The 21,127-nt window shown below is 68.1% G+C and carries 21 protein-coding genes; 11 read left to right on the forward strand and 10 right to left on the reverse strand.

All coding sequences use genetic code 11. The features are described 5' to 3' along the window. Positions 1 to 19: 19 nt before the first annotated feature. From parC to ASF94_RS11455, 3 genes are all read right to left on the reverse strand, one after another. Positions 20 to 2,377, reverse strand: a complete 2,358-nt coding sequence (parC, locus tag ASF94_RS11445) for a DNA topoisomerase IV subunit A (protein ID WP_056666054.1) — start codon at positions 2,375 to 2,377, stop codon at positions 20 to 22. Positions 2,378 to 2,506: 129 nt separating this feature from the next. Beyond that, positions 2,507 to 3,265 (reverse strand): lytic transglycosylase domain-containing protein, encoded by a 759-nt coding sequence (locus ASF94_RS11450; RefSeq protein WP_056667186.1) that lies wholly within the window; start codon positions 3,263 to 3,265, stop codon positions 2,507 to 2,509. Positions 3,266 to 3,429: 164 nt separating this feature from the next. After that, positions 3,430 to 5,415 carry a DNA topoisomerase IV subunit B gene (locus tag ASF94_RS11455; protein WP_056666057.1) on the reverse strand — a complete coding sequence of 662 codons (1,986 nt, stop codon included), beginning with the start codon at positions 5,413 to 5,415 and terminating at the stop codon, positions 3,430 to 3,432. Between the two features lie 164 nt (positions 5,416 to 5,579). Between ASF94_RS11455 and ASF94_RS11460 the strand changes: the two genes are divergently transcribed. The 6 genes from ASF94_RS11460 (at position 5,580) to ASF94_RS11485 (ending at position 10,607) form a co-directional block, all read left to right on the forward strand. Then, positions 5,580 to 6,806: an MFS transporter gene (locus tag ASF94_RS11460; protein ID WP_056666059.1), complete on the forward strand. Its 1,227-nt coding sequence runs from the start codon at positions 5,580 to 5,582 to the stop codon at positions 6,804 to 6,806. A gap of 26 nt (positions 6,807 to 6,832) precedes the next feature. Then, entirely contained in the window at positions 6,833 to 7,003 is a 171-nt protein-coding gene (locus tag ASF94_RS11465; RefSeq protein WP_156382512.1) for a hypothetical protein, read from the forward strand. A 74-nt stretch (positions 7,004 to 7,077) separates the two neighbouring features. Continuing rightward, positions 7,078 to 7,719, forward strand: a complete 642-nt coding sequence (locus tag ASF94_RS11470) for a bifunctional 2-polyprenyl-6-hydroxyphenol methylase/3-demethylubiquinol 3-O-methyltransferase UbiG (protein WP_056666065.1) — start codon at positions 7,078 to 7,080, stop codon at positions 7,717 to 7,719. 34 nt (positions 7,720 to 7,753) lie between these two features. Beyond that, positions 7,754 to 8,650: a 4-hydroxy-tetrahydrodipicolinate synthase gene (dapA, locus tag ASF94_RS11475; RefSeq protein ID WP_056666068.1), complete on the forward strand. Its 897-nt coding sequence runs from the start codon at positions 7,754 to 7,756 to the stop codon at positions 8,648 to 8,650. Positions 8,651 to 8,712: 62 nt separating this feature from the next. After that, positions 8,713 to 9,801 (forward strand): outer membrane protein assembly factor BamC, encoded by a 1,089-nt coding sequence (gene bamC / locus ASF94_RS11480; protein WP_056666071.1) that lies wholly within the window; start codon positions 8,713 to 8,715, stop codon positions 9,799 to 9,801. A gap of 11 nt (positions 9,802 to 9,812) precedes the next feature. Further along, positions 9,813 to 10,607, forward strand: a complete 795-nt coding sequence (locus ASF94_RS11485) for an MBL fold metallo-hydrolase (protein ID WP_056666072.1) — start codon at positions 9,813 to 9,815, stop codon at positions 10,605 to 10,607. A gap of 175 nt (positions 10,608 to 10,782) precedes the next feature. Here the strand turns inward: ASF94_RS11485 and ASF94_RS20855 are convergent, their stop codons facing one another. From ASF94_RS20855 to ASF94_RS11495, 3 genes are all read right to left on the reverse strand, one after another. Beyond that, positions 10,783 to 11,031 (reverse strand): hypothetical protein, encoded by a 249-nt coding sequence (locus ASF94_RS20855; protein ID WP_082493207.1) that lies wholly within the window; start codon positions 11,029 to 11,031, stop codon positions 10,783 to 10,785. A 339-nt stretch (positions 11,032 to 11,370) separates the two neighbouring features. Further along, a complete protein-coding gene (locus tag ASF94_RS11490) occupies positions 11,371 to 11,895 on the reverse strand; it encodes a hypothetical protein (RefSeq protein WP_056666074.1) in 525 nt (174 codons plus the stop codon). Positions 11,896 to 11,911: 16 nt separating this feature from the next. Then, on the reverse strand, positions 11,912 to 13,042 hold the full coding sequence (locus ASF94_RS11495; RefSeq protein WP_056666078.1) for a cupin domain-containing protein: 1,131 nt from the start codon (positions 13,040 to 13,042) through the stop codon (positions 11,912 to 11,914). 52 nt (positions 13,043 to 13,094) lie between these two features. Between ASF94_RS11495 and ASF94_RS11500 the strand changes: the two genes are divergently transcribed. Then, positions 13,095 to 13,616: a peptidylprolyl isomerase gene (locus ASF94_RS11500; RefSeq protein ID WP_056666079.1), complete on the forward strand. Its 522-nt coding sequence runs from the start codon at positions 13,095 to 13,097 to the stop codon at positions 13,614 to 13,616. Positions 13,617 to 13,765: 149 nt separating this feature from the next. On the opposite strand, the gene ASF94_RS11505 is transcribed toward ASF94_RS11500, so the two are convergent. The 4 genes from ASF94_RS11505 to coaBC all read right to left on the reverse strand — a co-directional run bounded on the left by ASF94_RS11505 (position 13,766) and on the right by coaBC (position 16,548). Beyond that, positions 13,766 to 14,275 carry a glycine zipper 2TM domain-containing protein gene (locus tag ASF94_RS11505; RefSeq protein WP_056666082.1) on the reverse strand — a complete coding sequence of 170 codons (510 nt, stop codon included), beginning with the start codon at positions 14,273 to 14,275 and terminating at the stop codon, positions 13,766 to 13,768. A 252-nt stretch (positions 14,276 to 14,527) separates the two neighbouring features. Next, entirely contained in the window at positions 14,528 to 14,977 is a 450-nt protein-coding gene (gene dut, locus ASF94_RS11510) for a dUTP diphosphatase (protein WP_056666086.1), read from the reverse strand. 11 nt (positions 14,978 to 14,988) lie between these two features. Next, positions 14,989 to 15,261: a hypothetical protein gene (locus tag ASF94_RS21295; RefSeq protein ID WP_156382513.1), complete on the reverse strand. Its 273-nt coding sequence runs from the start codon at positions 15,259 to 15,261 to the stop codon at positions 14,989 to 14,991. 66 nt (positions 15,262 to 15,327) lie between these two features. Continuing rightward, complete coding sequence (gene coaBC / locus ASF94_RS11515; protein ID WP_056666091.1) at positions 15,328 to 16,548, reverse strand: bifunctional phosphopantothenoylcysteine decarboxylase/phosphopantothenate--cysteine ligase CoaBC; 1,221 nt, start codon at positions 16,546 to 16,548, stop codon at positions 15,328 to 15,330. Between the two features lie 103 nt (positions 16,549 to 16,651). Here coaBC and ASF94_RS11520 point away from each other — a divergent pair, with 103 nt between their 5' ends. The 4 genes from ASF94_RS11520 to eno all read left to right on the forward strand — a co-directional run bounded on the left by ASF94_RS11520 (position 16,652) and on the right by eno (position 21,002). Next, positions 16,652 to 18,355 (forward strand): CTP synthase, encoded by a 1,704-nt coding sequence (locus tag ASF94_RS11520; RefSeq protein WP_056666094.1) that lies wholly within the window; start codon positions 16,652 to 16,654, stop codon positions 18,353 to 18,355. Between the two features lie 20 nt (positions 18,356 to 18,375). Next, positions 18,376 to 19,233: a 3-deoxy-8-phosphooctulonate synthase gene (kdsA, locus tag ASF94_RS11525; RefSeq protein WP_056666095.1), complete on the forward strand. Its 858-nt coding sequence runs from the start codon at positions 18,376 to 18,378 to the stop codon at positions 19,231 to 19,233. A gap of 66 nt (positions 19,234 to 19,299) precedes the next feature. Further along, positions 19,300 to 19,590 carry a DUF1330 domain-containing protein gene (locus ASF94_RS11530; RefSeq protein WP_056666098.1) on the forward strand — a complete coding sequence of 97 codons (291 nt, stop codon included), beginning with the start codon at positions 19,300 to 19,302 and terminating at the stop codon, positions 19,588 to 19,590. Between the two features lie 125 nt (positions 19,591 to 19,715). Then, positions 19,716 to 21,002 (forward strand): phosphopyruvate hydratase, encoded by a 1,287-nt coding sequence (gene eno, locus ASF94_RS11535; protein ID WP_056666101.1) that lies wholly within the window; start codon positions 19,716 to 19,718, stop codon positions 21,000 to 21,002. Positions 21,003 to 21,127: the final 125 nt, after the last annotated feature.

Below are 21,127 nucleotides of genomic sequence, written 5' to 3' on the forward strand. Positions count from 1 at the left end.
GGCCAGGCGCCCGCCGCGCTCACTCTACGCGCTGCACGGCGTTCGGCTTGAAGCCCAGGTCGGCCGCCTTGCCCTTGCGCCCGCGAGGGAAGCGGGCGTTGTTGAGGCTGCGGATCTCCAGCGTCTCGTCCCGCTCCTTGCCGCCGCGTCCCACGCCCGAGATGCGCACGCTGCGGGTGTAGGCCGCCGCGCCGGCCAGCGTGTCCTTGTCGTCCAGGTCGATCAGCATCAGGCCCCGGCCACCGTTGGCCATCTGCTTGAGCTCGGTGATCTCGAAGGTCAGGATGCGCCCGCCGGTGGAGGCACAGCATACGTGCGTTGCGGGCGCCAGCGCTTGCCCGCCGCTGGTGAAGGCCGCGTGCGAAGGCTTGCACAGCTGCTCGCCCTCGGCCAGCGTGACGAAGGCCTTGCCGCTGCGGTTGCGCGCCGTCATGTGTTCCACCGCCGCGATGAAACCGTAGCCGCCGGAGCTGGCCAGCAGCAGCGCCGCGCCGGCCGGGCCCGCGAAGTAGTGCAGCGGCTGCGTGCCGCTTTCCAGCTCGATCAGCGTGGTGATGGGCTGGCCGTCGCCGCGCGCGCCCGGCAGCTGCGCCACCGCCACCGAATAGACGCGCCCATTGCTGCCGAAGACGATGAGGGTGTCCACGGTGCGGCACTCGAACGTGGAATAGAGCCCGTCGCCCGACTTGAAGGCGAAGCTGCCCGCAGCGTGCCCATGCCCCTGGCGTGCGCGCACCCAGCCCTTCTGCGAGACGACCACCGTGACCGGCTCGTCCACCACCTTGACCTCGGCGACGGCCTTCTTCTCGGCCTGGATGAGGGTGCGGCGCGCGTCGGCGAACTGCTTGGCATCCGACTCGATCTCGCGGGCCATCAAGCGGCGCAGGGAGGCGGGGTTGTCCAGGATGTCTTGGAGCTTGCCCTGCTCCTCGCGCAGCTCCTTCAATTCCTGCTCGATCTTGATGGCCTCCAGCCGCGCCAGCTGGCGCAGGCGGATTTCCAGGATGTCCTCGGCCTGGCGGTCGGACAGGTTGAAGCGGGCGATGAGCGCGGCCTTGGGCTCCTCGGCCGCGCGGATGATGGCGATCACCTCGTCGATGTTGAGCAGCACCGTCTGCCGCCCCTCCAGGATGTGGATGCGGTCCAGCACCTTGTCGAGCCGGTGCCGGCTGCGCCGCGTGATGGTTTGCTGGCGGAAATCCACCCATTCCTGCAGCATGCGCCGCAGCGATTTCTGCATGGGCTTGCCGTCCAGCCCCACCATGGTCAGGTTGATGGGGGCCGAGGTTTCCAGGCTGGTGTGCGCCAGCAGCGCGGTGATCAGCTCCTGCTGCGGCACGCGGCCCGTCTTGGGCTCGAACACCAGTCGCACCGGCGCGTCCTTGCTGGACTCGTCGCGCACCACGTCCAGCACGCCCAGCAGCGTGGCCTTGAGCTGCACCTGTTCGGCGCCGAGCGCCTTCTTGCCCGCCTTGACCTTGGGGTTGGTGAGTTCCTCGATCTCTTCTAGCACCTTCTGGGTCGAGACGCCCGGCGGCAGCTCGGTGACCACCAGCTGCCACTGGCCGCGCGCCAGGTCTTCGATCTTCCAGCGCGCACGCACCTTCAGGCTGCCGCGCCCGGTGCGGTAGGCATCCTGGATGTCGCCCGTGCTGCTGATGATCTGGCCGCCGCCCGGGTAGTCGGGCCCGGGGATCAGGGCGAACAGCTCTTCGTCGCTGAGCTTGGGGTTCTTGACCAGCGCCACGCAGGCGTCGGCCACCTCGCGCAGGTTGTGGCTGGGGATCTCGGTGGCCAGGCCCACCGCGATGCCGCTGGCGCCATTGAGCACCGCGAACGGCAGGCGCGACGGCAGCTGGCGCGGCTCCTCGGTCGAGCCGTCGTAGTTGGGCACGAAATCGACCGTGCCCTGGTCGATCTCGTCGAGCAGCAGGCCGGCGATGCGGGTGAGCCGCGCTTCCGTGTAGCGCATGGCCGCCGCGCCGTCGCCGTCGCGGCTGCCGAAGTTGCCCTGGCCGTCGATCAGCGGATAGCGCTGGCTGAAATCCTGCGCCAGCCGCACCAGTGCGTCGTAGGCCGACTGGTCGCCGTGCGGGTGGAAGCGGCCCAGCACGTCGCCCACAACGCGGGCGCTTTTCACCGGCTTGGCGGCGGTGTTGCGGTTGGGGCCGCTGTAGGCCAGGCCCATGCGTTCCATGGCGAAAAGAATGCGCCGCTGCACCGGCTTCATGCCGTCGCAGACGTCGGGCAGCGCACGGCCCTTGACCACGGAGAGCGCATATTCCAGATAGGCGCGCTGGGCGTAGCCGGCCAGGCTCTGGCCGTCGTCGGGTGCGGGCTGCGAAAGGTCGAGGGTGGATTGGTCGTTGTCGCTCATGCGTCGGAATCAGGAGGCAGGAAGATGAGGGAAAAGTAAAAGGAAAAGCGGGGGCGCGGTGGCTGAGACGCGGTGGGCGGCGGAGGCTGCTGCGGGGGTGCCGCTGCTGCCGGCCCGCCCTCCCACCGGTCAGCGGGGGTCGGGCGCTGCGGCACCGCCGCCGGGGCTGGCGAGTTCCATGCGCACGCGGCCGCTGGCAGCGCGCGCGGCCGGCGGGAGCGTTGCGACGGGCTTGAGCAGGGCATACAGCCCCATCACGCTCTTCACGTAGTTCTGGGTTTCACGGTAGGCCGGAATGCGGTCGCCCGCGCGGCGCACGGCACCCTCGCCGGCGTTGTAGGCCGCCAGGGCCAGGTCGAGCCGACCCTCGAACAGGTCGAGCAGGTGCCGCAAGTAGCGCGCGCCGGCAGCCACGTTGGTGCCGGGGTCGGTCAGCTGCTGCTGCACCGAGCGGCGTGGCGCGCCGGCGACCCCGAAGCGCTGGGCCGTGGCCGGCATGACCTGCATCAGCCCCACGGCACCGCGCGGCGACACCGCCTGCGCATCGAAACCCGATTCGGTGGCGATCACGGCCTGCAGCAGTTCGTAGTCGAGCCCCTGCTGGGTGGCGGACGCTCGCAGGTGGTGCTTGACGCGCTTGACCTCGGGGGCGATGTCGAAATACGCCAGCCGCCGCGCGCCCGCCGCCGTGGCCTCGGGCGCGGTGCCGGGCGGAACGATGCCGGTGCCGGCGGCGTTGCCGTCGATGGTGGAATCGAACACATCGCCAAGGAAATACAGCGTGTAGCGCTCGTCGATGCGCTCGGCCGCGAAGTGCGTCACGCCCCGTTCATCGACATGCGCCCACAGATCGGCATGCGCCGGCTGCTGCGAAAACCATAGCACCATGCCCAGGCAGATCAAGCGCCGGAGGCCAAAAACGCTTCGAAACTCCGCGCAGGCAGCCGGGCCGCCGCGCTCCCGGCTGCGCGCTGCGCCAGGCGCGCGGCGCAACGGCATCAGCGGCAGCAGCGGGGTCAGGGCGTGCAGCGCCGCGCGAAGGTGTCGGCTCATCAGATGTCCACGTCCACGGCGTCGCCGTGCAGCTCCATCAGCTCGCGCCGTGCGGCCGCCTCGCCCTTGCCCATCAGCTTGGTGATGAGGCTGGCCGTGGCCGCGAAGTCCAGCGCACCCAGCTGCACTGGCAGCAGGCGGCGCGTGTCGGGATTGAGGGTGGTCTCCCACAACTGCTCGGCGTTCATCTCGCCCAGGCCCTTGAAGCGGCTGATCTGGCACTTCTCGCGCGCCACGCCGTCCTTGGCGCATTTGTCGAGGATGGCTTCGAGCTCGCCCTCATCCAGCGCATACACCTTGGAGGCCGGCTTCTTGCCGCGCGCGGGCACGTCCACCCGGAAGAGCGGCGGCCGGGCGACGTAGATGTGGCCGGCTTCGATGAGCTTGGGGAAGTGGCGGAAAAACAGGGTGAGCAGCAGCACCTGGATGTGCGAGCCGTCCACGTCGGCATCCGAGAGGATGCAGACCTTGCCGTAGCGCAGGCCGGACAGGTCGGGGGTGTCGCCCGGGCCGTGCGGATCGACGCCCAGCGCCACCGAGATGTCGTGGATCTCGTTGTTGGCGAACAGGCGGTCGCGGTCCACCTCCCAGGTGTTGAGCACCTTGCCGCGCAGCGGCAGCACGGCCTGGCATTCCTTGTCGCGGCCCATCTTGGCGCTGCCGCCGGCGGAATCGCCCTCCACCAGGAAGACTTCGTTGTGCGACAGGTCGCGGCTCTCGCAGTCGGTGAGCTTGCCGGGCAGCACGGCCACGCCGGAGCCCTTCTTCTTCTCGACCTTCTGGCCGGCCTTCTGGCGCGTCTGCGCCGCCTTGATGGCGAGTTCCGCCAGCTTCTTGCCGTATTCGACGTGCTGGTGCAGCCACAGCTCCAGCGCCGGACGCACGAAGCTGGACACCAGCCGCACCGCGTCGCGCGAATTGAGTTTTTCCTTCACCTGGCCCTGGAACTGCGGATCCAGCACCTTGGCCGACAGCACGTAGCTGGCGCGGGCGAACACGTCCTCGGGCAGCAGCTTCACGCCCTTCGGCAACAGCGAATGCAGCTCGATGAAGCTCTTGACCGCGTTGAAAAGCCCATCGCGCAGACCGGCGTCGTGCGTGCCGCCCGCGCTGGTGGGAATCAGGTTGACGTAGCTCTCGCGCACCGGCGCGCCCTCGTCGGTGAAGCCCACGCACCACGACGCGCCCTCGCCCTCGGCAAAGCTCTCGCTGTGGCGGTCGGCAAAGCCCTCGCCTTCGAAAAGCGGGATCACCGGGTCGGCGTGCAGCGTCTGCGCCAGGTAGTCGCGCAGGCCGCCCTTGTATTGCCAGGTCTGGGTTTCCTTCGACTTCTCGTTGACCAGCGTCACGGTCACGCCGGGCATCAGCACGGCCTTGCTGCGCAGCAGGTGGGTGAGCTCGCCCATGGGCAGCGCGGCGGTCTCGAAATACTTGGGGTCGGGCCACACGCGCACCGTGGTGCCCTGCTTGCGCTCGCCAGCCGCCAGAGGGCGCGAGGTCAGCGGCTCGGTCACATCGCCGCCCTGGAACACCAGTTGCGCGATCTTCCCCTCACGGTGGGTGTAGGCCTCCAGCCGCAGGGCCAGCGCGTTGGTCACCGAAACGCCCACGCCGTGCAGGCCGCCCGAGAAGCTGTAGGCGCCGCCCTTGCCCTTGTCGAACTTGCCGCCCGCATGCAGGCGGGTGAACACCAGCTCGATCACCGGCGCCTTCTCTTCCGGGTGCAGGCCGAAGGGAATGCCCCGGCCGTCGTCTTCCACGCTGACCGAGCCGTCGGCATGCAGCGTGACCTTGATCTTCTTGCCGTGGCCGGCCAACGCCTCGTCGGCCGCGTTGTCCAGCACTTCCTGGATGATGTGCAGCGGGTTGTCGGTGCGGGTGTACATGCCCGGGCGCTGCTTGACGGGCTCCAGGCCCTTGAGGACGCGGATCGAGCCTTCGGAATATTCGCTGCTTGCGGAGGAGGATGCGGGTTTGACTGCCATGGCGGCGGATTGTAGTGCTGGATATAACCACAGCCCACTGCTGTCCACATTGCCCCGCCGAACGCCCCGGGCGATCCAGCCTGCGTCTCCCACGCGACGCCCCCGGGCCGTTCCCTGACGGGTGGGCACCAGCGCCCACGGGCGGATTTGGCTACATTCGCCAGATGCATCAAGAAACAAGAAAACTGTCCATGGCACAGGTGCTGCTGTGCGGGGCCGCCATCGTCACGCTGTCGATGGGCATCCGCCACGGCTTCGGCCTGTGGCTGCAGCCCATCACGCAGGAGATGGGCTGGACGCGGCAGACCTTCGCCCTGGCGATCGCGGTGCAGAACATCGCCTGGGGTGTTTTCGGCATCTTCGCCGGCATGGCGGCCGACCGGTTCGGCGCCTTCCGCGTGCTGATGGGCGGAGCGGTGCTGTATGCCGCGGGCCTGGCCGGCATGGCGCTGTCGCCCACGCCGCTCTCTTTCGCGCTGACGGCGGGCGTGCTGATCGGTGCAGCCCAGGCGGGCACGACCTATGCCGTGATCTACGGCGTGCTCGGGCGGCAGATCGCGCCGGAGCGACGCTCCTGGGCCATGGGTGTGGCGGCGGCGGCAGGCTCGTTCGGCCAGTTCCTGATGGTGCCGGTCGAGGGCCAGCTGATCGCGCAGCTGGGCTGGCAGACCGCGCTGCTGGCGCTGTCGCTGATGGTGCTGCTGATCGTGCCGCTCGCCTTCGGCCTGCGCGAGCCGGGCTTCGGGCCCGCCGCTCGCGGTGCTGCCCCGGCGCCGCGCAAGCAGTCCATCGGCCACGCCGTGTCCGAAGCGCTGCACCACCCGAGCTTCCTGCTGCTGACGGCCGGCTACTTCGTCTGCGGCTTCCAGGTGGTGTTCATCGGCGTGCACATGCCCAGCTACCTGAAGGACCACGGCCTGTCGCCCCAGGTGGCCAGCTACGCGCTGGCGCTGATCGGGCTCTTCAACATCTTCGGCACCTACATCGCCGGCACGCTGGGCCAGCGCATGCCCAAGCGCTACATCCTGGCCTTCATCTACTTCGCGCGGGCGGTGGCCATAAGCATCTTCCTGCTGGCGCCGCTCACGCCCATGTCGGTCTACATCTTCTCGGCCGTGATGGGCGCGCTGTGGCTCTCCACCGTGCCGGTGACCAACGCCACGGTGGCGCAGATCTTCGGCGTGCAGCATCTGTCGATGCTGAGCGGCTTCGTGTTCTTCAGCCACCAGATCGGCAGCTTCCTGGGCGTGTGGCTGGGCGGCTACCTGTATGACCGCACGGGCAGCTATGACGTGGTGTGGTATCTCTCCATCGCCCTCGGCGTGTTCGCCGGCCTGGTCAACCTGCCGGTGCGCGAGACCGCCATCAGCCGTCAGCCGCAGCCGGCTTGAAGCCGGCCAACCGCCTGCGCCCCGCCATGCCCTCCCCTGCCGCTTCCACCCACCCCGGGCGCCGCCGCCGTGCCGGCCGCTGGGCCACCGGCCTGGCGTGGGCGGCGGGCGCCGCCCTGCTGGCGGTGGTGTTCCTGCTCTACACCCAGCCCGACTTCGTGGTGATGATGGCCGACCAGGTCTGGTCGTGCTTCTGAGCGAATTTTGAATCAAAACACCTGTTTGCGCCCTGAATGCAAGGGCCGATAGCTATCATTTTAATAGCATGACAATGCACGGCAGCGAACCTCCTTCCGACTGGATCCGGCGCTGGTCGCACCTGCTGCCAGCGCGCAGCAGCGTGCTGGACGTGGCCTGCGGACGGGGCCGCCATGTGCGCTGGCTGCACGGACTCGGCCATGCGGTGACCGGCGTGGACCGGTCCGCCGAGGCACTGGAGGAGCTGGCGCTGCTGACGTCCCCCGCATCGGGCGCTGGGTCGCCCGCAGGAGCCCCGGCGGTCGAAACCGTCTGTGCCGACATCGAATCCGGCCCCTGGCCCTTCACCGGCCGCGAGTTCGGCGCGGTCGTGGTCACCCACTACCTCTGGCGCCCGCTGCTGCCCACGCTGGTCGCCAGCGTGGCGCCCGGCGGCGTGCTGCTGTATGAGACCTTCGCCGCCGGCAACGAGACGGTCGGCCGTCCTTCGCGGCCGGACTTTCTGCTCGCGCCCGGGGAACTGCTGGCCGTCTGCCAGGGTCTACGTATCGTGGCGTTCGAAGACGGCTGGCTGCCGGCGCCCGAGCGATTCGTCCAGCGTATCGCCGCCGTGCGGGAACTGCCGGGCAGCGTTCCGGCGCGCCATGCGCTCGCGCCCGCAGCGGCAGCGTCAACGCCCGCCCCCGGGGTGCGCGTTGCATCGAATCATCCCTAGTTAGAATGCTCTTTTACCGTTTCACCACGCGGACATGACCCTTTCCAGCGCTCCTCTCACCGGCAGCATCGTCGCCCTCGTCACTCCCATGCACGAGGACGGCAGCGTGGACTACCCCACCCTGCGCCAACTGATCGACTGGCATGTCGCGGAGGGCACCGACTGCATCGGCGTCGTGGGCACCACGGGCGAATCGCCCACCGTGAACGTCGAAGAGCACTGCGAGATCATCCGCGTGGCCGTCGAGCAGGCTGCCGGCCGCGTGCCGATCATGGCCGGCTGCGGCGCCAATTCCACGGCGGAAGCCATCGAGCTCGCGCGCTTCGCCAAGAAGGTGGGCGCCGACACGCAGCTGCAGGTCGTGCCCTACTACAACAAGCCCACGCAAGAGGGCCAGTACCAGCACTTCAAGGCGATCGCCGAAGCCGTGGGCGACCTGCCCATTGTGCTCTACAACGTGCCCGGCCGCACCGTCGCGGACATGCTGCACGACACCGTGCTGCGCCTGGCGCAGGTGCCCGGCATCATCGGCATCAAGGAAGCCACCGGCAACATCGAGCGTGCCCAGTGGCTGATCCGCGACGTGCCCCAGGGCTTCGCCGTCTATTCGGGCGACGACCCGACCGCCGTGGCGCTGATGCTCTGCGGCGGCCAGGGCAACATCAGCGTGACGGCCAACGTCGCACCCCGCCTGATGCATGAGCTGTGCGTGGCCGCCCTGGCGGGCGATGCGCGCCGCGCCATGGAGATCCAGCGCCAGCTGATGCCCGTGCACAAGCACCTGTTCGTCGAAGCCAACCCCATCCCGGTCAAGTGGGCCCTGCAACGCATGGGCCGCTGCGGCGGCACGCTGCGCCTGCCGATGACGCCGCTCGGCACGTCCAACGAAGCCGTCGTCGAAGGCGCCCTGCGCGCCGGCGGTCTGCTTTAATCCGGTCCGCCGCAGCACGAACCTGCCGCTTCGGCACTTCCAGATCACCTGAGGATTTCCGCGTGAACGCTACCACCCGCCTGGGCCTGCTCGGCCTCGCCATGGCCCTGTCCGCCTGCTCCGTTCTGGAGAACGACAAGATCGACTACAAGAGCGCCACCAAGGGCGCGACGCTGGAGGTGCCACCCGATCTGCGCCAGCTCTCCACCGACTCCCGCTACGTCGTGCCCGGTGGCTCCGTGTCGGCCGCCGCTTTCGAGGCAGGCCAGGCCCAGCGCCCCGTGGGCAAGGCCAACGCCGCGCCGCAGACCATCGGCGACGTGCGCATCGAGCGCGACGGTAACCAGCGCTGGCTGGTCGTCAACCGCCCGGCCGACCAGCTGTGGGAGCCGGTGCGCGACTTCTGGCTGGAAAACGGCTTCGTCTACACCACCGAGCAGGCCAACCTGGGCCTGCTGGAAACGGACTGGGCCGAGAACCGCGCCAAGCTGCCGCAGGACATCATCCGCTCGACCATCGGCAAGATCTTCGACTCGGTGTATTCCACCGGCGAGCGTGACAAGTTCCGCACCCGCCTGGAGCGCGGGGCCAACGGCACGACGGAGATCTTCGTCAGCCACCGCGGCATGATCGAGGTGTATTCCAACACCCAGAAGGACACGACCGTGTGGCAACCGCGCCCGGCCGATCCCGAGCTGGAAACCGAGTTCCTGCGCCGCATCATGGTCAAGCTCGGCGTGAGCGAGGAGCAATCCCGCGCCGTCGCTGCCGCACCCGCACAAGTGGTGCCGGTTGCCCGCATCGCCAACGTCGGTGGCGCCCCGGCCGTGCAGATCGACGAGCCGTTCGACCGCGCATGGCGCCGCGTCGGCCTGTCGCTGGACCGCACCGGCTTCACCGTGGAAGACCGCGACCGCAGCCAGGGCGTCTATTTCGTCCGCTACGTGGCGCCCACCGACAAGAAGGAGCCCGGCTTCTTCGGCAAGCTCTTCAACCGCTCGCCCGACGCGGTGCCGCCGCTCAAGTACCGCATCGTGGTGCGCAGCGAAGGCAACAAGAGCACGGTTTCCGTACTCAACGCTGCCGGCGCGCCCGAATCGTCCGACAACGCCCAGCGCATCGTGCGCGTGCTGGCGGACGACCTGAAGTAAGCCCCAGATCGGTGCTGCGGTTTCGCAACCTGGCCAGCGGCAGCACCGGCAATGCCACGCTGATCGAAGGCGGCAGCGACGGCCTGGGCGGTGGCGGCCCGCGGCGCCGCCTGCTGATGGACTGCGGACTCGGCATCCGCATCCTGGAAGGCAAGCTGGCCGCGGCGGGCATCACGCCCGCGCAGCTCGACGCAGTCTTCATCACCCACGAGCATTCCGACCACATCGGCTGCGTCCAGAAACTGGTGCTGCGCCACCGCGTGCCGGTGTGGATGAGCCAGGGCACGCATGAAGCCCTGGGCGCGCCCGACTTCGACGGCCTGCTGCGCATCGCCCGCGACGGCGAGGCCATCGACCTGGGCGCGTTCGAGGCCCGCCCCTTCACCGTTCCGCACGATGCCCGCGAACCCCTGCACCTGCGCTGCAGCGATGGCGCCACCCACGTCGGCCTGCTGACCGACCTGGGACACGCCTCGGAGCATGTGCTGGAGCAGTTGCGCGACTGCCATGCGCTGCTGCTGGAGTCGAACCACGATCCGGACATGCTGCAGGCATCCGCCTACCCTGCCTTCCTCAAGCGCCGCATCAGCGGCCGCTTCGGCCATCTGCCGAACCAGGTGTCGGCAGACATATTGCGCACCGTGCGCCACACCGGCTTGCGCCGCGTGGTGGCGGCCCACCTCAGCGCGCAGAACAACCATCCCGATCTGGCGCGCGCAGCACTGGCCGATGCCCTGGGCTGGCCGCTAGAAGCCATCGACGTGGCACACCCCCGCGAAGGAACCGGCTGGATCGACGTCGGCTGAAGGGCCGGCTGCCATGTGCCTTGGGCCGTGCGCCGCTGGCACAGAGGTCGAGCAGGCCGTTCCATCTGCCAGAAACAACCACCAGCGTTAAGGCAGCAGGCAAAAAAAAGCCCCGACACGTCGTGCGGGGCTCGGAGTCGGCGCCGGGTGGGAACCCGGCGCGGAATCTGGTCGCTTATTTGGCAGCCGAAGCGCCGGTCGCGGCAGCGGCAGCTGCGTCGGCAGCAGCCTTGGCGGCGTCGGAAGCAGGAGCGGCAGGCGTCACGGCAGCCGAGGCAGGAGCCACGGGAGCGGAAGCAGCAGGCGTCACCACAGGAGCCGGTGCCACGGCAGGAGCTGGTGCAGGAGCAGCTTCTTCCTTCTTGCCGCAGGCGGACAGGGCAGCAGCAGCGATCAAAGCGGCCAGAACGACGGAATTCTTCATTTCAGGTTTCCTCTTGGACAAACGGGATTCTTTTGAATGGACACCACGTCCGACTCTTGCAGCGGTCCGGTTGGCCGGCAGCGCGCACCAAAAAAAAGAGCGCGTGCGGTATTTGATGCCAACAGTAAATTATAGGGAATTTCGTCAATACTGACTAACACTGACGGGGCTTCCATCAGGGGGAACCGCTGCAGGAATGGGAGCGGCCGTGTGCGCTGCGGACCCATGCGAGTGCAAGCCACCAGGCGCAAACCGCAGCACTGGACCGGCGATTGCCAGGATCTGCAGCGGACCCAGGGCCCCTCCGAGACACATGGCAGGAGGCACGCCCCTGACGGCTCACAGTCCCAGCGTCGTGGCCGGAAAGCCGGGCCCGCTGCGGCGCACCAGCCATTCGTTCAGCGCCTCTCGCAGCAGCGCGCGCCGCTCGGGCTGGTGCCCGCAAAGGCCCACGCATCGCTCCCGGTCGAGCCGGTGGAGATGCCAGCCGGGCGACCAGAGCATGCTGGGCACCTCCTGCGCCTGCGCGGTACCTGCCTTGCGCGCCGTGACGATGTGGCCCCAGGTGCTTCGCCACTGCACGAAACGCGCGTGCTGGCGCATCACCGGGCCGAAGTCGGCCGCCAGCATGGTGAAGCTGTGGCCCGACTTCGACCAGGTCTGCAGCGACTCCGCTACCGCCCGTTCGCCGAGGGGCCAGTCGTGGAAGTCCGTGTCACTGACGATGATCTCGCGCCAGCCTTCGCGCGCGGCGCATGCCAACGCATCGCGCACCCGTTGGCGAAATTCTTCCCGACCGGTGAAGCGCCCTTCGGCCAGGCCGGTCAAGGAGCCCGATGCAGCAGCCCGTGGATCGTCGCTCATCGGTGCATTGGCCTGGTCAGTCCTGCGGCGCCCGGGCGTGCGCCCAGCCGCTGTCGCACCAGGATGACAGCAGCTCAAGGGCATCGTCGCTCGCCCGCGCCAGGTCCTTCGCGGTGAGGCCTCGCTCGTCGGCCAGCCGGCGCATCAGCGTGGCGTCGCGGCCGGCGGCGCGGTAACTCTCGCCGTTGATGTACACGTGTTTGTCGTCATACATCATGCGCGTGCGCCGGTCGAGCGCAACGCCCTCCAGCAGGCCACTGGCGGGCGCGGGGTCGAACCACACGTTGGACTTGGGCTCGGTCAGCCATTCGCCGAGCGCACGCTCCACCGACAGCGGATCGGCCAGGGCCCGGCGCACCGCATCGCGCGCGAACTCCTGCAGCGCAGCAGGAATGGCGCCCGGCAGCGCCACAGCCTCCTGCTTCGGATCGCGGTAGATGGGCGTGTCGTCGTCGTCGGTAGCCTCGTCGGCCAGTCGCAGCAGAATGCTCTGGGCGATGTCGGCGCGGCGCGGTGATCGGAAGCCGATCGAATACGTCATGCATTCGCCTTCGGCCACACCGTCGTGGGCCCACCGGGGAGGCAGATACAGCATGTCGCCGGGCTCGAGCACGAATTCCTCTTCCGGCTCGAAGTGCTCCAGCACCTTGAGCGGAATGCCTTCGCGCAGCGTCAGGTCCTTCTGCCGCCCGATGCGCCAGCGGCGTCGGCCGTGCGCCTGCAGCAAGAACACGTCGTAGCTGTCGAAGTGTGGCCCGACGCCGCCGCCGTTGCTGGCGTAGCTAATCATGAGGTCGTCCAGCCGCGCCTCGGGCACGAAGCGGAACTGCTGCAGCAAAGCGTGCGTGGCGTCGTCATGCAGGTCCGCGCCCTGCACCAGCAGGGTCCAGTCAGGGGCCTGCAACGACGGCAGCGAGCGGCGGGCGAAAGGTCCGTGGCGCAGCCGCCATTGGCCGTCCTTTTGCTGCACCAGGCGCGATTCCACGCCTTCGTCGCCGGCCAGCGCAAACAGGTCGGCGCGACTGACCGTGGGCGCGAAGCCGGGCACGGCCTGTCGCACCAGCAGAGGCTTCTTGTGCCAGTGGGTGCGCATGAATTGCGCGGGCGTGAGGCCTCCAAGCAGGGGCAGGGGCGAATGGACATCCATGGGATCGAAGCGGCCGTGTTCACGGCGGTGGTCAAGCTGCGACAATTCTCCTATGGAAATCAAACAACAATGTGTGGTCGCCCTGACCTGGGTCTTGAAAGACACGCTGGGCGAAGAACTGGACGTCCTCGACGAGCCGGTGGAGTTCCTGGTGGGTGGCGACGACCTGCTGGAGCGCGTGGAAGAAGCCCTGCAAGGCCATTCGACGGGCGCGAAACTCGACCTGCACCTGGAGCCGGAGGAGGCCTTCGGTGATTACCAGGAGCAGCTGCTGTTCCTCGAGCCCCGCACGCTGTTCCCGGCGGACATCGAGGAAGGCATGACGTTCGAAGGAGCCGCCTTGCCCGCGGGCACGAACCCCGAAGCGCCGCGCGACGCGCTCTACACGGTGGCGCAGATCTACCCGGAGCACATCGTGCTCGACGGCAACCATCCGCTGGCCGGCATCGCGCTGCGGCTGCATCTGGTGGTGCAGGGCGTTCGCGAGGCAACCGATGAGGAACTGGAACGCGGCACGGCCGGCACCGGCTTCTTCCGCATCCAGCCGACCGGATCGGGCGACACGCTCCATTGACCGTTCCGGATCGGGAAGGCGAGCCGTCAGCGACGGCTGGCGCAACAATGCAAAACGGGCCTCTCGGGCCCGTTTTTTGTTGAGGGCTCTGCCGTCCACGGAGAGAAGGCAGCCCCAGGCGTCACACGCGGTAGGTCACATGCGGAAGGTCACATGCGGGAAATTTGGCCGCCATTGAGACGAACGCGGTCGCCGGTGCGCAGATCGCCGGGCGAGGCGACTTCGTAGATACGCTGGCCGCCCTGGTCCAGGTTGATGACCAGACGATAGCCTTCGACTGCCCCATTGTTGCCGCCGCGGCCTTCGATGGCATTGCCGGCCACGCCGCCACCCACCGCGCCCAGCACGGTGGCTGCCGCACGGCCGCTGCCGCCGCCGATCTGGTTGCCCAGCACGCCGCCTACCACTGCGCCCAGCACGGCGCCGGCGCCGCTGGTGCGGGGCTTGTCGCGCAGCGTTTCGATCTGGGCCACGGTGCCGAATTCGTTGCCGTACTGGTTTCCGTATTGGTTGCCGTACTGGTTGTTGGACACCGGCGCATTGCTGTAGACGGGCTGCGACGGATAGTCGTTGTAGCGGGGTTGCTGGGCGCATGCAGCCAGCGAGCCTGCAACGACAATGGAAGCAGCCAGGGAAGCGAGACGGGTGGAAGAACGCATGGTTAGAACTCCTTTGTCGATGCAATGGCCGGCGGCGCCGGAACGTTGACCGATTGCACCATTGCACACACTTGCAACGATGCGGGTGGAATTCTTTGTGGCGTGCCGGTCGAAGCCAGACCGGCACGTCAGTCCTGCGCTGACAGCGAAGCGGTGCCGCCATGAGGGCCGCCACGAGGGCCGCCATGAGGACTGCCATCAGGTGGCGGTGATCCGCCCGCTGGGGCACACCAGCCCGCGCCCCTGCGGCTGCTACTGTTTGCCGGTGGAGCCGTAGCCGCCCTCGCCCCGCGCCGACGCAGCCCCGAAGTCGCTCACCACATTGAATTGCGCCTGCACCACGGGGACGATGACCAGTTGCGCCAACCGCTCCATGGGCTGCAGCGTGAAGGCCGTGTCGCTGCGGTTCCACGCGCTCACCATGAGCTGGCCCTGGTAGTCGCTGTCGATCAGCCCGACCAGATTGCCCAGCACGATGCCGTGCTTGTGGCCCAGCCCCGAGCGCGGCAGGATCAGCGCGGCATAGCCCGGGTCCTGCAGGTGGATGGCGATGCCGGTGGGCACCAGCTGCCACGCGTTCGCCTCCAGCGTCAGCGGCGCATCGATGCAGGCGCGCAGGTCCAGGCCGGCACTGCCCGGGGTGGCATAGGCCGGCAGTTGCTCTGCCATGCGGGGGTCGAGAATCTTGACGTCGATCTTCACGGAATAACCACTTACTTTCTTTTTGATGATGCTGCGGCGGCCTGTTGCAGCGCATGCCAGACGCGCTGCCAGAACGATGCTGGCGCAGCCGGCGAAGGCCTTGCCGCAGCGCCGGGCGGGCGCGGCAACGGCCGGACGGCGCCCGGCGGCTTCTGCGCACCCCGCACGGCCGCGTCGCCCGGCGGGCGCGCCGGCGCAGGCTGGCGGGTCAGGCGTTCGACATAGCTGGCGAAGTCGCCATCCGGCGGCGTGTCTGCATCGATGCGAGAGGGATGGGGAAGCATGGGGGCTCCGGAACGGGTGATTTTCGAGCAGGCCGCCGGCCGCAGGACGGGAGACCTGGGCCGCGATCAGCGGGGTGCCGCAAGGCGAGCGGCGATGTCGGCCACCAGTTCGCGCGCCAGGGCGTGCTTGGAGGCCCGGGGCAGCGTGCGGTGGCCGTGATCGTCGATCAACACCAGCGCGTTGTCGTCCTGCCCGAAGGTGGCCGGGCCGATGTTGCCGACCAGTAGCGGCACGCCCTTGCGCAGCCGCTTGGCGCTGGCGTGTTCCAGCAGGTTCTCGCTCTCCGCAGCGAAACCCACGCAGAACAGGGCCTTGGACCGGGCGCGCTCCGACCGGGCCACGGTGGCCAGGATGTCTTCGTTCTCCACGAAGGCCAGAGCGGGCACGGCGCCCGAGCCGTCTTTCTTGATCTTCTGCCCGCTCGGCTGCGCCGGACGCCAGTCGGCCACTGCGGCAGTCGCTATGAAGACGGTAGCGTCCTGCGTTTGGCCGACCACCGCCTGCAGCATTTCCTGGGCGGACTGCACCGGGATGCGCCGCACGCCGCGCGGCGTGGGCAGATGCACCGGCCCGGACACCAGCGTGACCTCCGCCCCGGCCTCGCGCGCGGCGCGGGCGATGGCAAAGCCCATCTTGCCGCTGGAGAGATTCGTGATGCCGCGTACCGGGTCGATGGCCTCGAAGGTGGGGCCAGCGGTGACCAGCACCCGCTGGCCGGCGAGCCGCTTCGGGGTGAAGAACGCCGACAGCTCGTCCATGATCTCGGACGGCTCCAGCATGCGGCCGTCACCGGTTTCTCCACAGGCCTGGTCGCCCGTGCCCACGCCCAGCACCGTGGCGCCGTCGGCCGCCACCTGCGCCAGATTGCGCTGCGTGGCCGGGTGCGCCCACATCTCGCGGTTCATGGCCGGGGCCAGCAGCAGGGGCACCCGGTCGGCAGGCCGCGCCAGGCACAGCAGGCTCAGCAGTTCGTCGGACCGGCCCTGCACCAGGCGGGCGATGAAGTCGGCGCTGCAGGGCGCGATCAGAATCGCATCGGCCTCGCGGCTCAGGTTGATGTGCGGCATGTTGTTGGGCTCGCGCGCATCCCACTGCGAGCCGTACACCGTGCGACCGCTCAGCGCCTGCATGGTCACGGCAGTGATGAACTGGCCGGCGGCCTCGGTCATCACCACCTGCACGCTCGCGCCGGCCTTGATGAGCAGCCGGGTCAGCTCGGCCGCCTTGTAGCAGGCCACGCCCCCACTCAGGCCGAGAACGATGTGTTTGCCAGCAAGCTCAGTCATGGAGCGCAATTTAGCAGACGGGTGAGCTGCCAGCGGCCTGCCGAGCCACAGGGAGACTCCTGGCCGCCCTCTATAATCCCAATTTCCCACCACCAAAAAAGACATGACCAAATTTGTCTTCGTCACCGGCGGTGTGGTGTCTTCCCTGGGCAAGGGAATCGCCTCAGCCTCCCTTGCTGCGATCCTCGAATCGCGCGGCCTCAAAGTCACCCTCATCAAGCTCGACCCGTACATCAACGTGGACCCGGGCACCATGTCCCCGTTCCAGCACGGTGAAGTGTTCGTCACCGACGACGGTGCCGAAACCGACCTCGACCTCGGCCACTATGAGCGTTTCATCGAAACGCGCATGAAAAAGACCAACAACTTCACCACCGGCCGGATCTACCAGTCGGTGCTGGAGAAGGAACGCCGTGGCGACTATCTCGGCAAGACGGTGCAGGTGATCCCGCACGTCACCAACGAGATCCAGGAATACATCAAGCGCGGCGCCGGCGTCGGCACCGACGACGCGGTCGATGTGGCCATCGTCGAGATCGGTGGCACCGTGGGCGACATCGAGTCGCTGCCGTTCCTCGAAGCCGTGCGCCAGCTGAGCCTGAAGCTGGGCCCCAACAACGCGGCCTTCGTCCACCTCACTTACCTGCCCTGGATCGCCGCTGCCGGCGAACTGAAAACCAAGCCCACGCAGCACACCGTGCAGGAGCTGCGCAAGATCGGCATCCAGCCCGACGCGCTGCTGTGCCGCGCCGACCGCCGCATTCCCGACGAGGAACGCGCCAAGATCTCGCTCTTCACCAACGTGGCCGAATGGGGCGTGATCAGCATGTGGGACGTGGACACCATCTACAAGGTGCCCCGCATGCTGCACGAGCAGGGCCTGGACGGCCTGATCTGCGACAAGCTGCGCCTGAACACGCCGCCCACCAGCCTGAAGCGCTGGGACCAGTTGGTCTATGAAACGACGCATCCGCAGGGCGAGGTCACCATCGCCATGGTCGGCAAGTACGTCGATCTGTCCGACAGCTACAAGTCGGTGAACGAGGCGCTGCGCCACGCCGGCATGAAGAACCATGTGCGCGTCAAGATCGAGCACATCGATTCCGAGACCATCGGCGCGGCCGACGCCGCCGGGAAGCTGGAGAAGTACGACGCCATCCTGGTGCCGGGCGGCTTCGGCGCGCGGGGCGTGGAAGGCAAGATCAGCACCGCGCAATTCGCCCGTGAGCACAAGGTGCCCTACCTGGGCATCTGCCTGGGGATGCAGGTGGCCACCATCGAATACGCCCGCAACATGGCCGGCCTGAAGGACGCCAACAGCACCGAATTCGAAGCCGCCACGCCGCACCCCGTCATCGCCCTTATCACCGAGTGGAAGGACGAGGACGGTACGATCAAGAAGCGCGACGCCAATTCCGACCTGGGCGGCACCATGCGCCTGGGCGCGCAAAGCTCCGACGTGGCCCCCGGCACGCTGGCCCACCAGATCTACGGCAACGTGGTGACCGAGCGCCATCGCCACCGTTACGAAGCCAACGTGAACTACCTGGACCAGCTGCGCAAGGCGGGCCTCGTGATCTCGGCGCTCACGCAGCGCGAACAGCTCACCGAGATCGTCGAGCTGCCGCAGAGCGTGCACCCGTGGTACATCGGCGTGCAGTTCCACCCCGAGTTCAAGTCGACCCCCTGGAACGGCCACCCGCTGTTCAACGCCTTCATCAAGGCGGCGGTCGAGCACCAGGCGGCCCGCGCCCCGGCTCTGGCTTCGGCCACCGCCGCCGCAGCGGCAGCGCCTGCAGCCCTCTGACAGGGCGGGAGACACCAGCCATGCAACTGTGCGGTTTCGACGTCGGCCTCGGCCAACGCTTTTTCCTGATCGCGGGAACCTGCTCCATCGAGGGCCAGCAGATGTCACTCGACGTCGCCGGCCAGCTCAAGGGGATCTGCGCGCCCCTGGGCATCCCGCTGATCTACAAGGGCTCGTTCGACAAGGCCAACCGTTCGTCGGGCACCAGCAAGCGCGGCGTGGGCCTGGAAGCGGGCCTGAAGATCCTGGACGAGGTCCGCCGCCAGCTGCAGCTGCCCATCCTGACCGACGTGCACGACGCCTCCCACGTGGCCGAGGTGGCCAGCGTGGTCGATGTGCTGCAGACGCCGGCGTTCCTCTGCCGCCAGACCGACTTCATCCGCGCCGTGGCGCAGTCGGGCAAGCCGGTGAACATCAAGAAGGGCCAGTTCCTCGCGCCCTGGGACATGAAGAACGTCATCGACAAGGCCCGTGCAGCAGCCGAAGAGGCCGGCCTGTCGCCCGACCGGTTCCTGGCCTGCGAGCGGGGCGTGAGCTTCGGCTACAACAACCTGGTGGCCGACATGACCAGCCTGGCCGAGATGCGCAAGTCCGGCGCGCCCGTGGTGTTCGACGTGACCCATTCGGTCCAGAAGCCCGGCGGCCAGGGCGCGACCAGCGGTGGTGCGCGCGACATGGTGCCGGTGCTGGCGCGCGCCGGCGTGGCCGTGGGCGTGGCGGGCCTGTTCATGGAAACGCACCCCCGGCCGGCAGAGGCTTGGTCGGACGGCCCCAACGCCGTGCCCCTCAGGCACATGAAGGCGCTGCTGGAGAACCTGGTGGCGCTGGACGCGGTCACCAAGCAGAACGGCTTTCTGGAAGACCACTTCGAGGCCTGAACGGCCCGCTGCGCAGGCGCGCAGTCACGCACAACGAACCCTCACACGACCACCGGAGACCAGCACATGCCCAGCGGATACGTCATCGCCAGCGTCAACGTCACCCAGCCCGAGCAGTACGAGGAGTACAAGAAGTGGAGCACCCACGCCATGCAGGTGCATGGTGCCGAGGTGTGCGTGCGCGGCGGCAAGGTCGAGGTGCTGGAAGGCGACTGGAACCCTGGCCGCATGGTGGTGCTGAAGTTCCCTTCGTTCGAGGCCGCCCAGGCCTTCTACGCCACGCCCGAATACCAGAAGGCCAAGGCGGCCCGCGAAGGCGCCGCCGTGATGCGCATGGTGTGCGTCGAAGGCCTGTGAACGCCTCCCTGCCTTTGCTATTAATTTAATAGCGCAGTGCCCAGATGAATCAAGCGCTTGAGGCCGATTCGACTCCAAGGATCGCCCTGGCCACCCGGTTTTGAAACTCTCCCTGAAGGAAACCCATGAGTGCGATTGTTGATATCGTCGGCCGCGAAGTGCTGGACAGCCGTGGCAACCCCACCGTCGAATGCGACGTGCTGCTCGAATCGGGCGTGATGGGCCGCGCCGCCGTGCCCTCGGGCGCGTCCACGGGCAGCCGTGAAGCCATCGAGCTGCGCGACGGCGACAAGAGCCGCTACCTGGGCAAGGGCGTGCTCAAGGCCGTCGAGCACATCAACACCGAGATCTCCGAAGCCGTGCTGGGCCTGGACGCCTCCGAGCAGGCCTTCCTGGACAAGACCCTGATCGACCTGGACGGCACCGACAACAAGGGCCGCCTGGGCGCCAACGCCATGCTGGCCGTCTCCATGGCCGTGGCCCGCGCCGCCGCCGAGGAATCCGGCCTGCCGCTCTACCGCTACCTCGGCGGCATGGGCGGCATGCAGCTGCCCGTGCCGATGATGAACGTCATCAACGGCGGCGCGCACGCCAACAACAGCCTGGACCTGCAGGAATTCATGATCATCCCCGTCGGCGCGCCGAGCTTCCGCGAAGCCATGCGCTGGGGCGCCGAGGTGTTCCACGCCCTCAAGAAGATCATCAACGACAAGGGCATGAGCACCGCCGTGGGCGACGAGGGCGGCTTCGCACCCAGCGTCGAGAACCACGAAGCGGCCATCCAGCTGATCCTGCAGGCCATCGACGCCGCCGGCTACACCGCAGGCGAGCAGATCGCCCTGGGCCTGGACTGCGCCGCGAGCGAGTTCTACAAGGACGGCCACTACGTGCTGGAAGGCGAAGGCGGCATCCGCCTGACGGCCCAGCAATGGACCGACATGCTGGCCAACTGGGTGGACAAGTACCCCATCATCTCCATCGAGGACGGCATGGCCGAAGGCGACTGGGACGGCTGGAAGCACCTGACCGAGCGCCTGGGCAAGAACGTGCAGCTGGTGGGCGACGACCTGTTCGTCACCAACACCAAGATCCTGAAGGAAGGCATCGACAAGGGCATCGGCAACTCGATCCTGATCAAGATCAACCAGATCGGCACGCTGACCGAGACCTTCGCCGCCATCGAGATGGCCAAGCGCGCCGGCTACACCGCCGTGATCTCGCACCGCTCGGGCGAAACCGAAGACTCCACCATTGCCGACATCGCCGTGGGCACCAACGCCGGCCAGATCAAGACGGGCTCGCTGTCGCGCTCGGACCGGATCGCCAAGTACAACCAACTGCTGCGCATCGAGGAAGACCTGGGCGACATCGCCCACTACCCCGGCCGCGCTGCGTTCTACAACCTGCGTTGAGCACTTCCGGCGCCATGCGGGCTGTTTTTCCTGCCGCCCTTCAGGCCCCTGTCGCGGGCGAAGCCCCGCGCCGCGCGCATGCGCGCGGCGCGGCCGCACCCGCAGCGGCTTCGGGCCGTGCGACG

Origin of the sequence: Acidovorax sp. Leaf160 (assembly GCF_001424265.1) — a bacterium.
Classification (GTDB): domain Bacteria; phylum Pseudomonadota; class Gammaproteobacteria; order Burkholderiales; family Burkholderiaceae_C; genus Paracidovorax.

Bases quoted from the DNA above. Each gene is read 5' to 3' on its own strand.
- parC (WP_056666054.1), bottom strand. From the start codon at position 2,377: ATGAGCGACAACGACCAATCCACCCTCGACCTTTCGCAGCCCGCACCC.
- ASF94_RS11450 (WP_056667186.1), bottom strand. From the start codon at position 3,265: ATGGTGCTATGGTTTTCGCAGCAGCCGGCGCATGCCGATCTGTGGGCG.
- ASF94_RS11455 (WP_056666057.1), bottom strand. From the start codon at position 5,415: ATGGCAGTCAAACCCGCATCCTCCTCCGCAAGCAGCGAATATTCCGAA.
- ASF94_RS11460 (WP_056666059.1), top strand. From the start codon at position 5,580: ATGCATCAAGAAACAAGAAAACTGTCCATGGCACAGGTGCTGCTGTGC.
- ASF94_RS11465 (WP_156382512.1), top strand. From the start codon at position 6,833: ATGCCCTCCCCTGCCGCTTCCACCCACCCCGGGCGCCGCCGCCGTGCC.
- ASF94_RS11470 (WP_056666065.1), top strand. From the start codon at position 7,078: ATGCACGGCAGCGAACCTCCTTCCGACTGGATCCGGCGCTGGTCGCAC.
- dapA (WP_056666068.1), top strand. From the start codon at position 7,754: ATGACCCTTTCCAGCGCTCCTCTCACCGGCAGCATCGTCGCCCTCGTC.
- ASF94_RS20855 (WP_082493207.1), bottom strand. From the start codon at position 11,031: ATGAAGAATTCCGTCGTTCTGGCCGCTTTGATCGCTGCTGCTGCCCTG.
- ASF94_RS11490 (WP_056666074.1), bottom strand. From the start codon at position 11,895: ATGAGCGACGATCCACGGGCTGCTGCATCGGGCTCCTTGACCGGCCTG.
- ASF94_RS11495 (WP_056666078.1), bottom strand. From the start codon at position 13,042: ATGGATGTCCATTCGCCCCTGCCCCTGCTTGGAGGCCTCACGCCCGCG.
- ASF94_RS11500 (WP_056666079.1), top strand. From the start codon at position 13,095: ATGGAAATCAAACAACAATGTGTGGTCGCCCTGACCTGGGTCTTGAAA.
- ASF94_RS11505 (WP_056666082.1), bottom strand. From the start codon at position 14,275: ATGCGTTCTTCCACCCGTCTCGCTTCCCTGGCTGCTTCCATTGTCGTT.
- ASF94_RS21295 (WP_156382513.1), bottom strand. From the start codon at position 15,261: ATGCTTCCCCATCCCTCTCGCATCGATGCAGACACGCCGCCGGATGGC.
- coaBC (WP_056666091.1), bottom strand. From the start codon at position 16,548: ATGACTGAGCTTGCTGGCAAACACATCGTTCTCGGCCTGAGTGGGGGC.
- ASF94_RS11520 (WP_056666094.1), top strand. From the start codon at position 16,652: ATGACCAAATTTGTCTTCGTCACCGGCGGTGTGGTGTCTTCCCTGGGC.
- kdsA (WP_056666095.1), top strand. From the start codon at position 18,376: ATGCAACTGTGCGGTTTCGACGTCGGCCTCGGCCAACGCTTTTTCCTG.
- ASF94_RS11530 (WP_056666098.1), top strand. From the start codon at position 19,300: ATGCCCAGCGGATACGTCATCGCCAGCGTCAACGTCACCCAGCCCGAG.
- eno (WP_056666101.1), top strand. From the start codon at position 19,716: ATGAGTGCGATTGTTGATATCGTCGGCCGCGAAGTGCTGGACAGCCGT.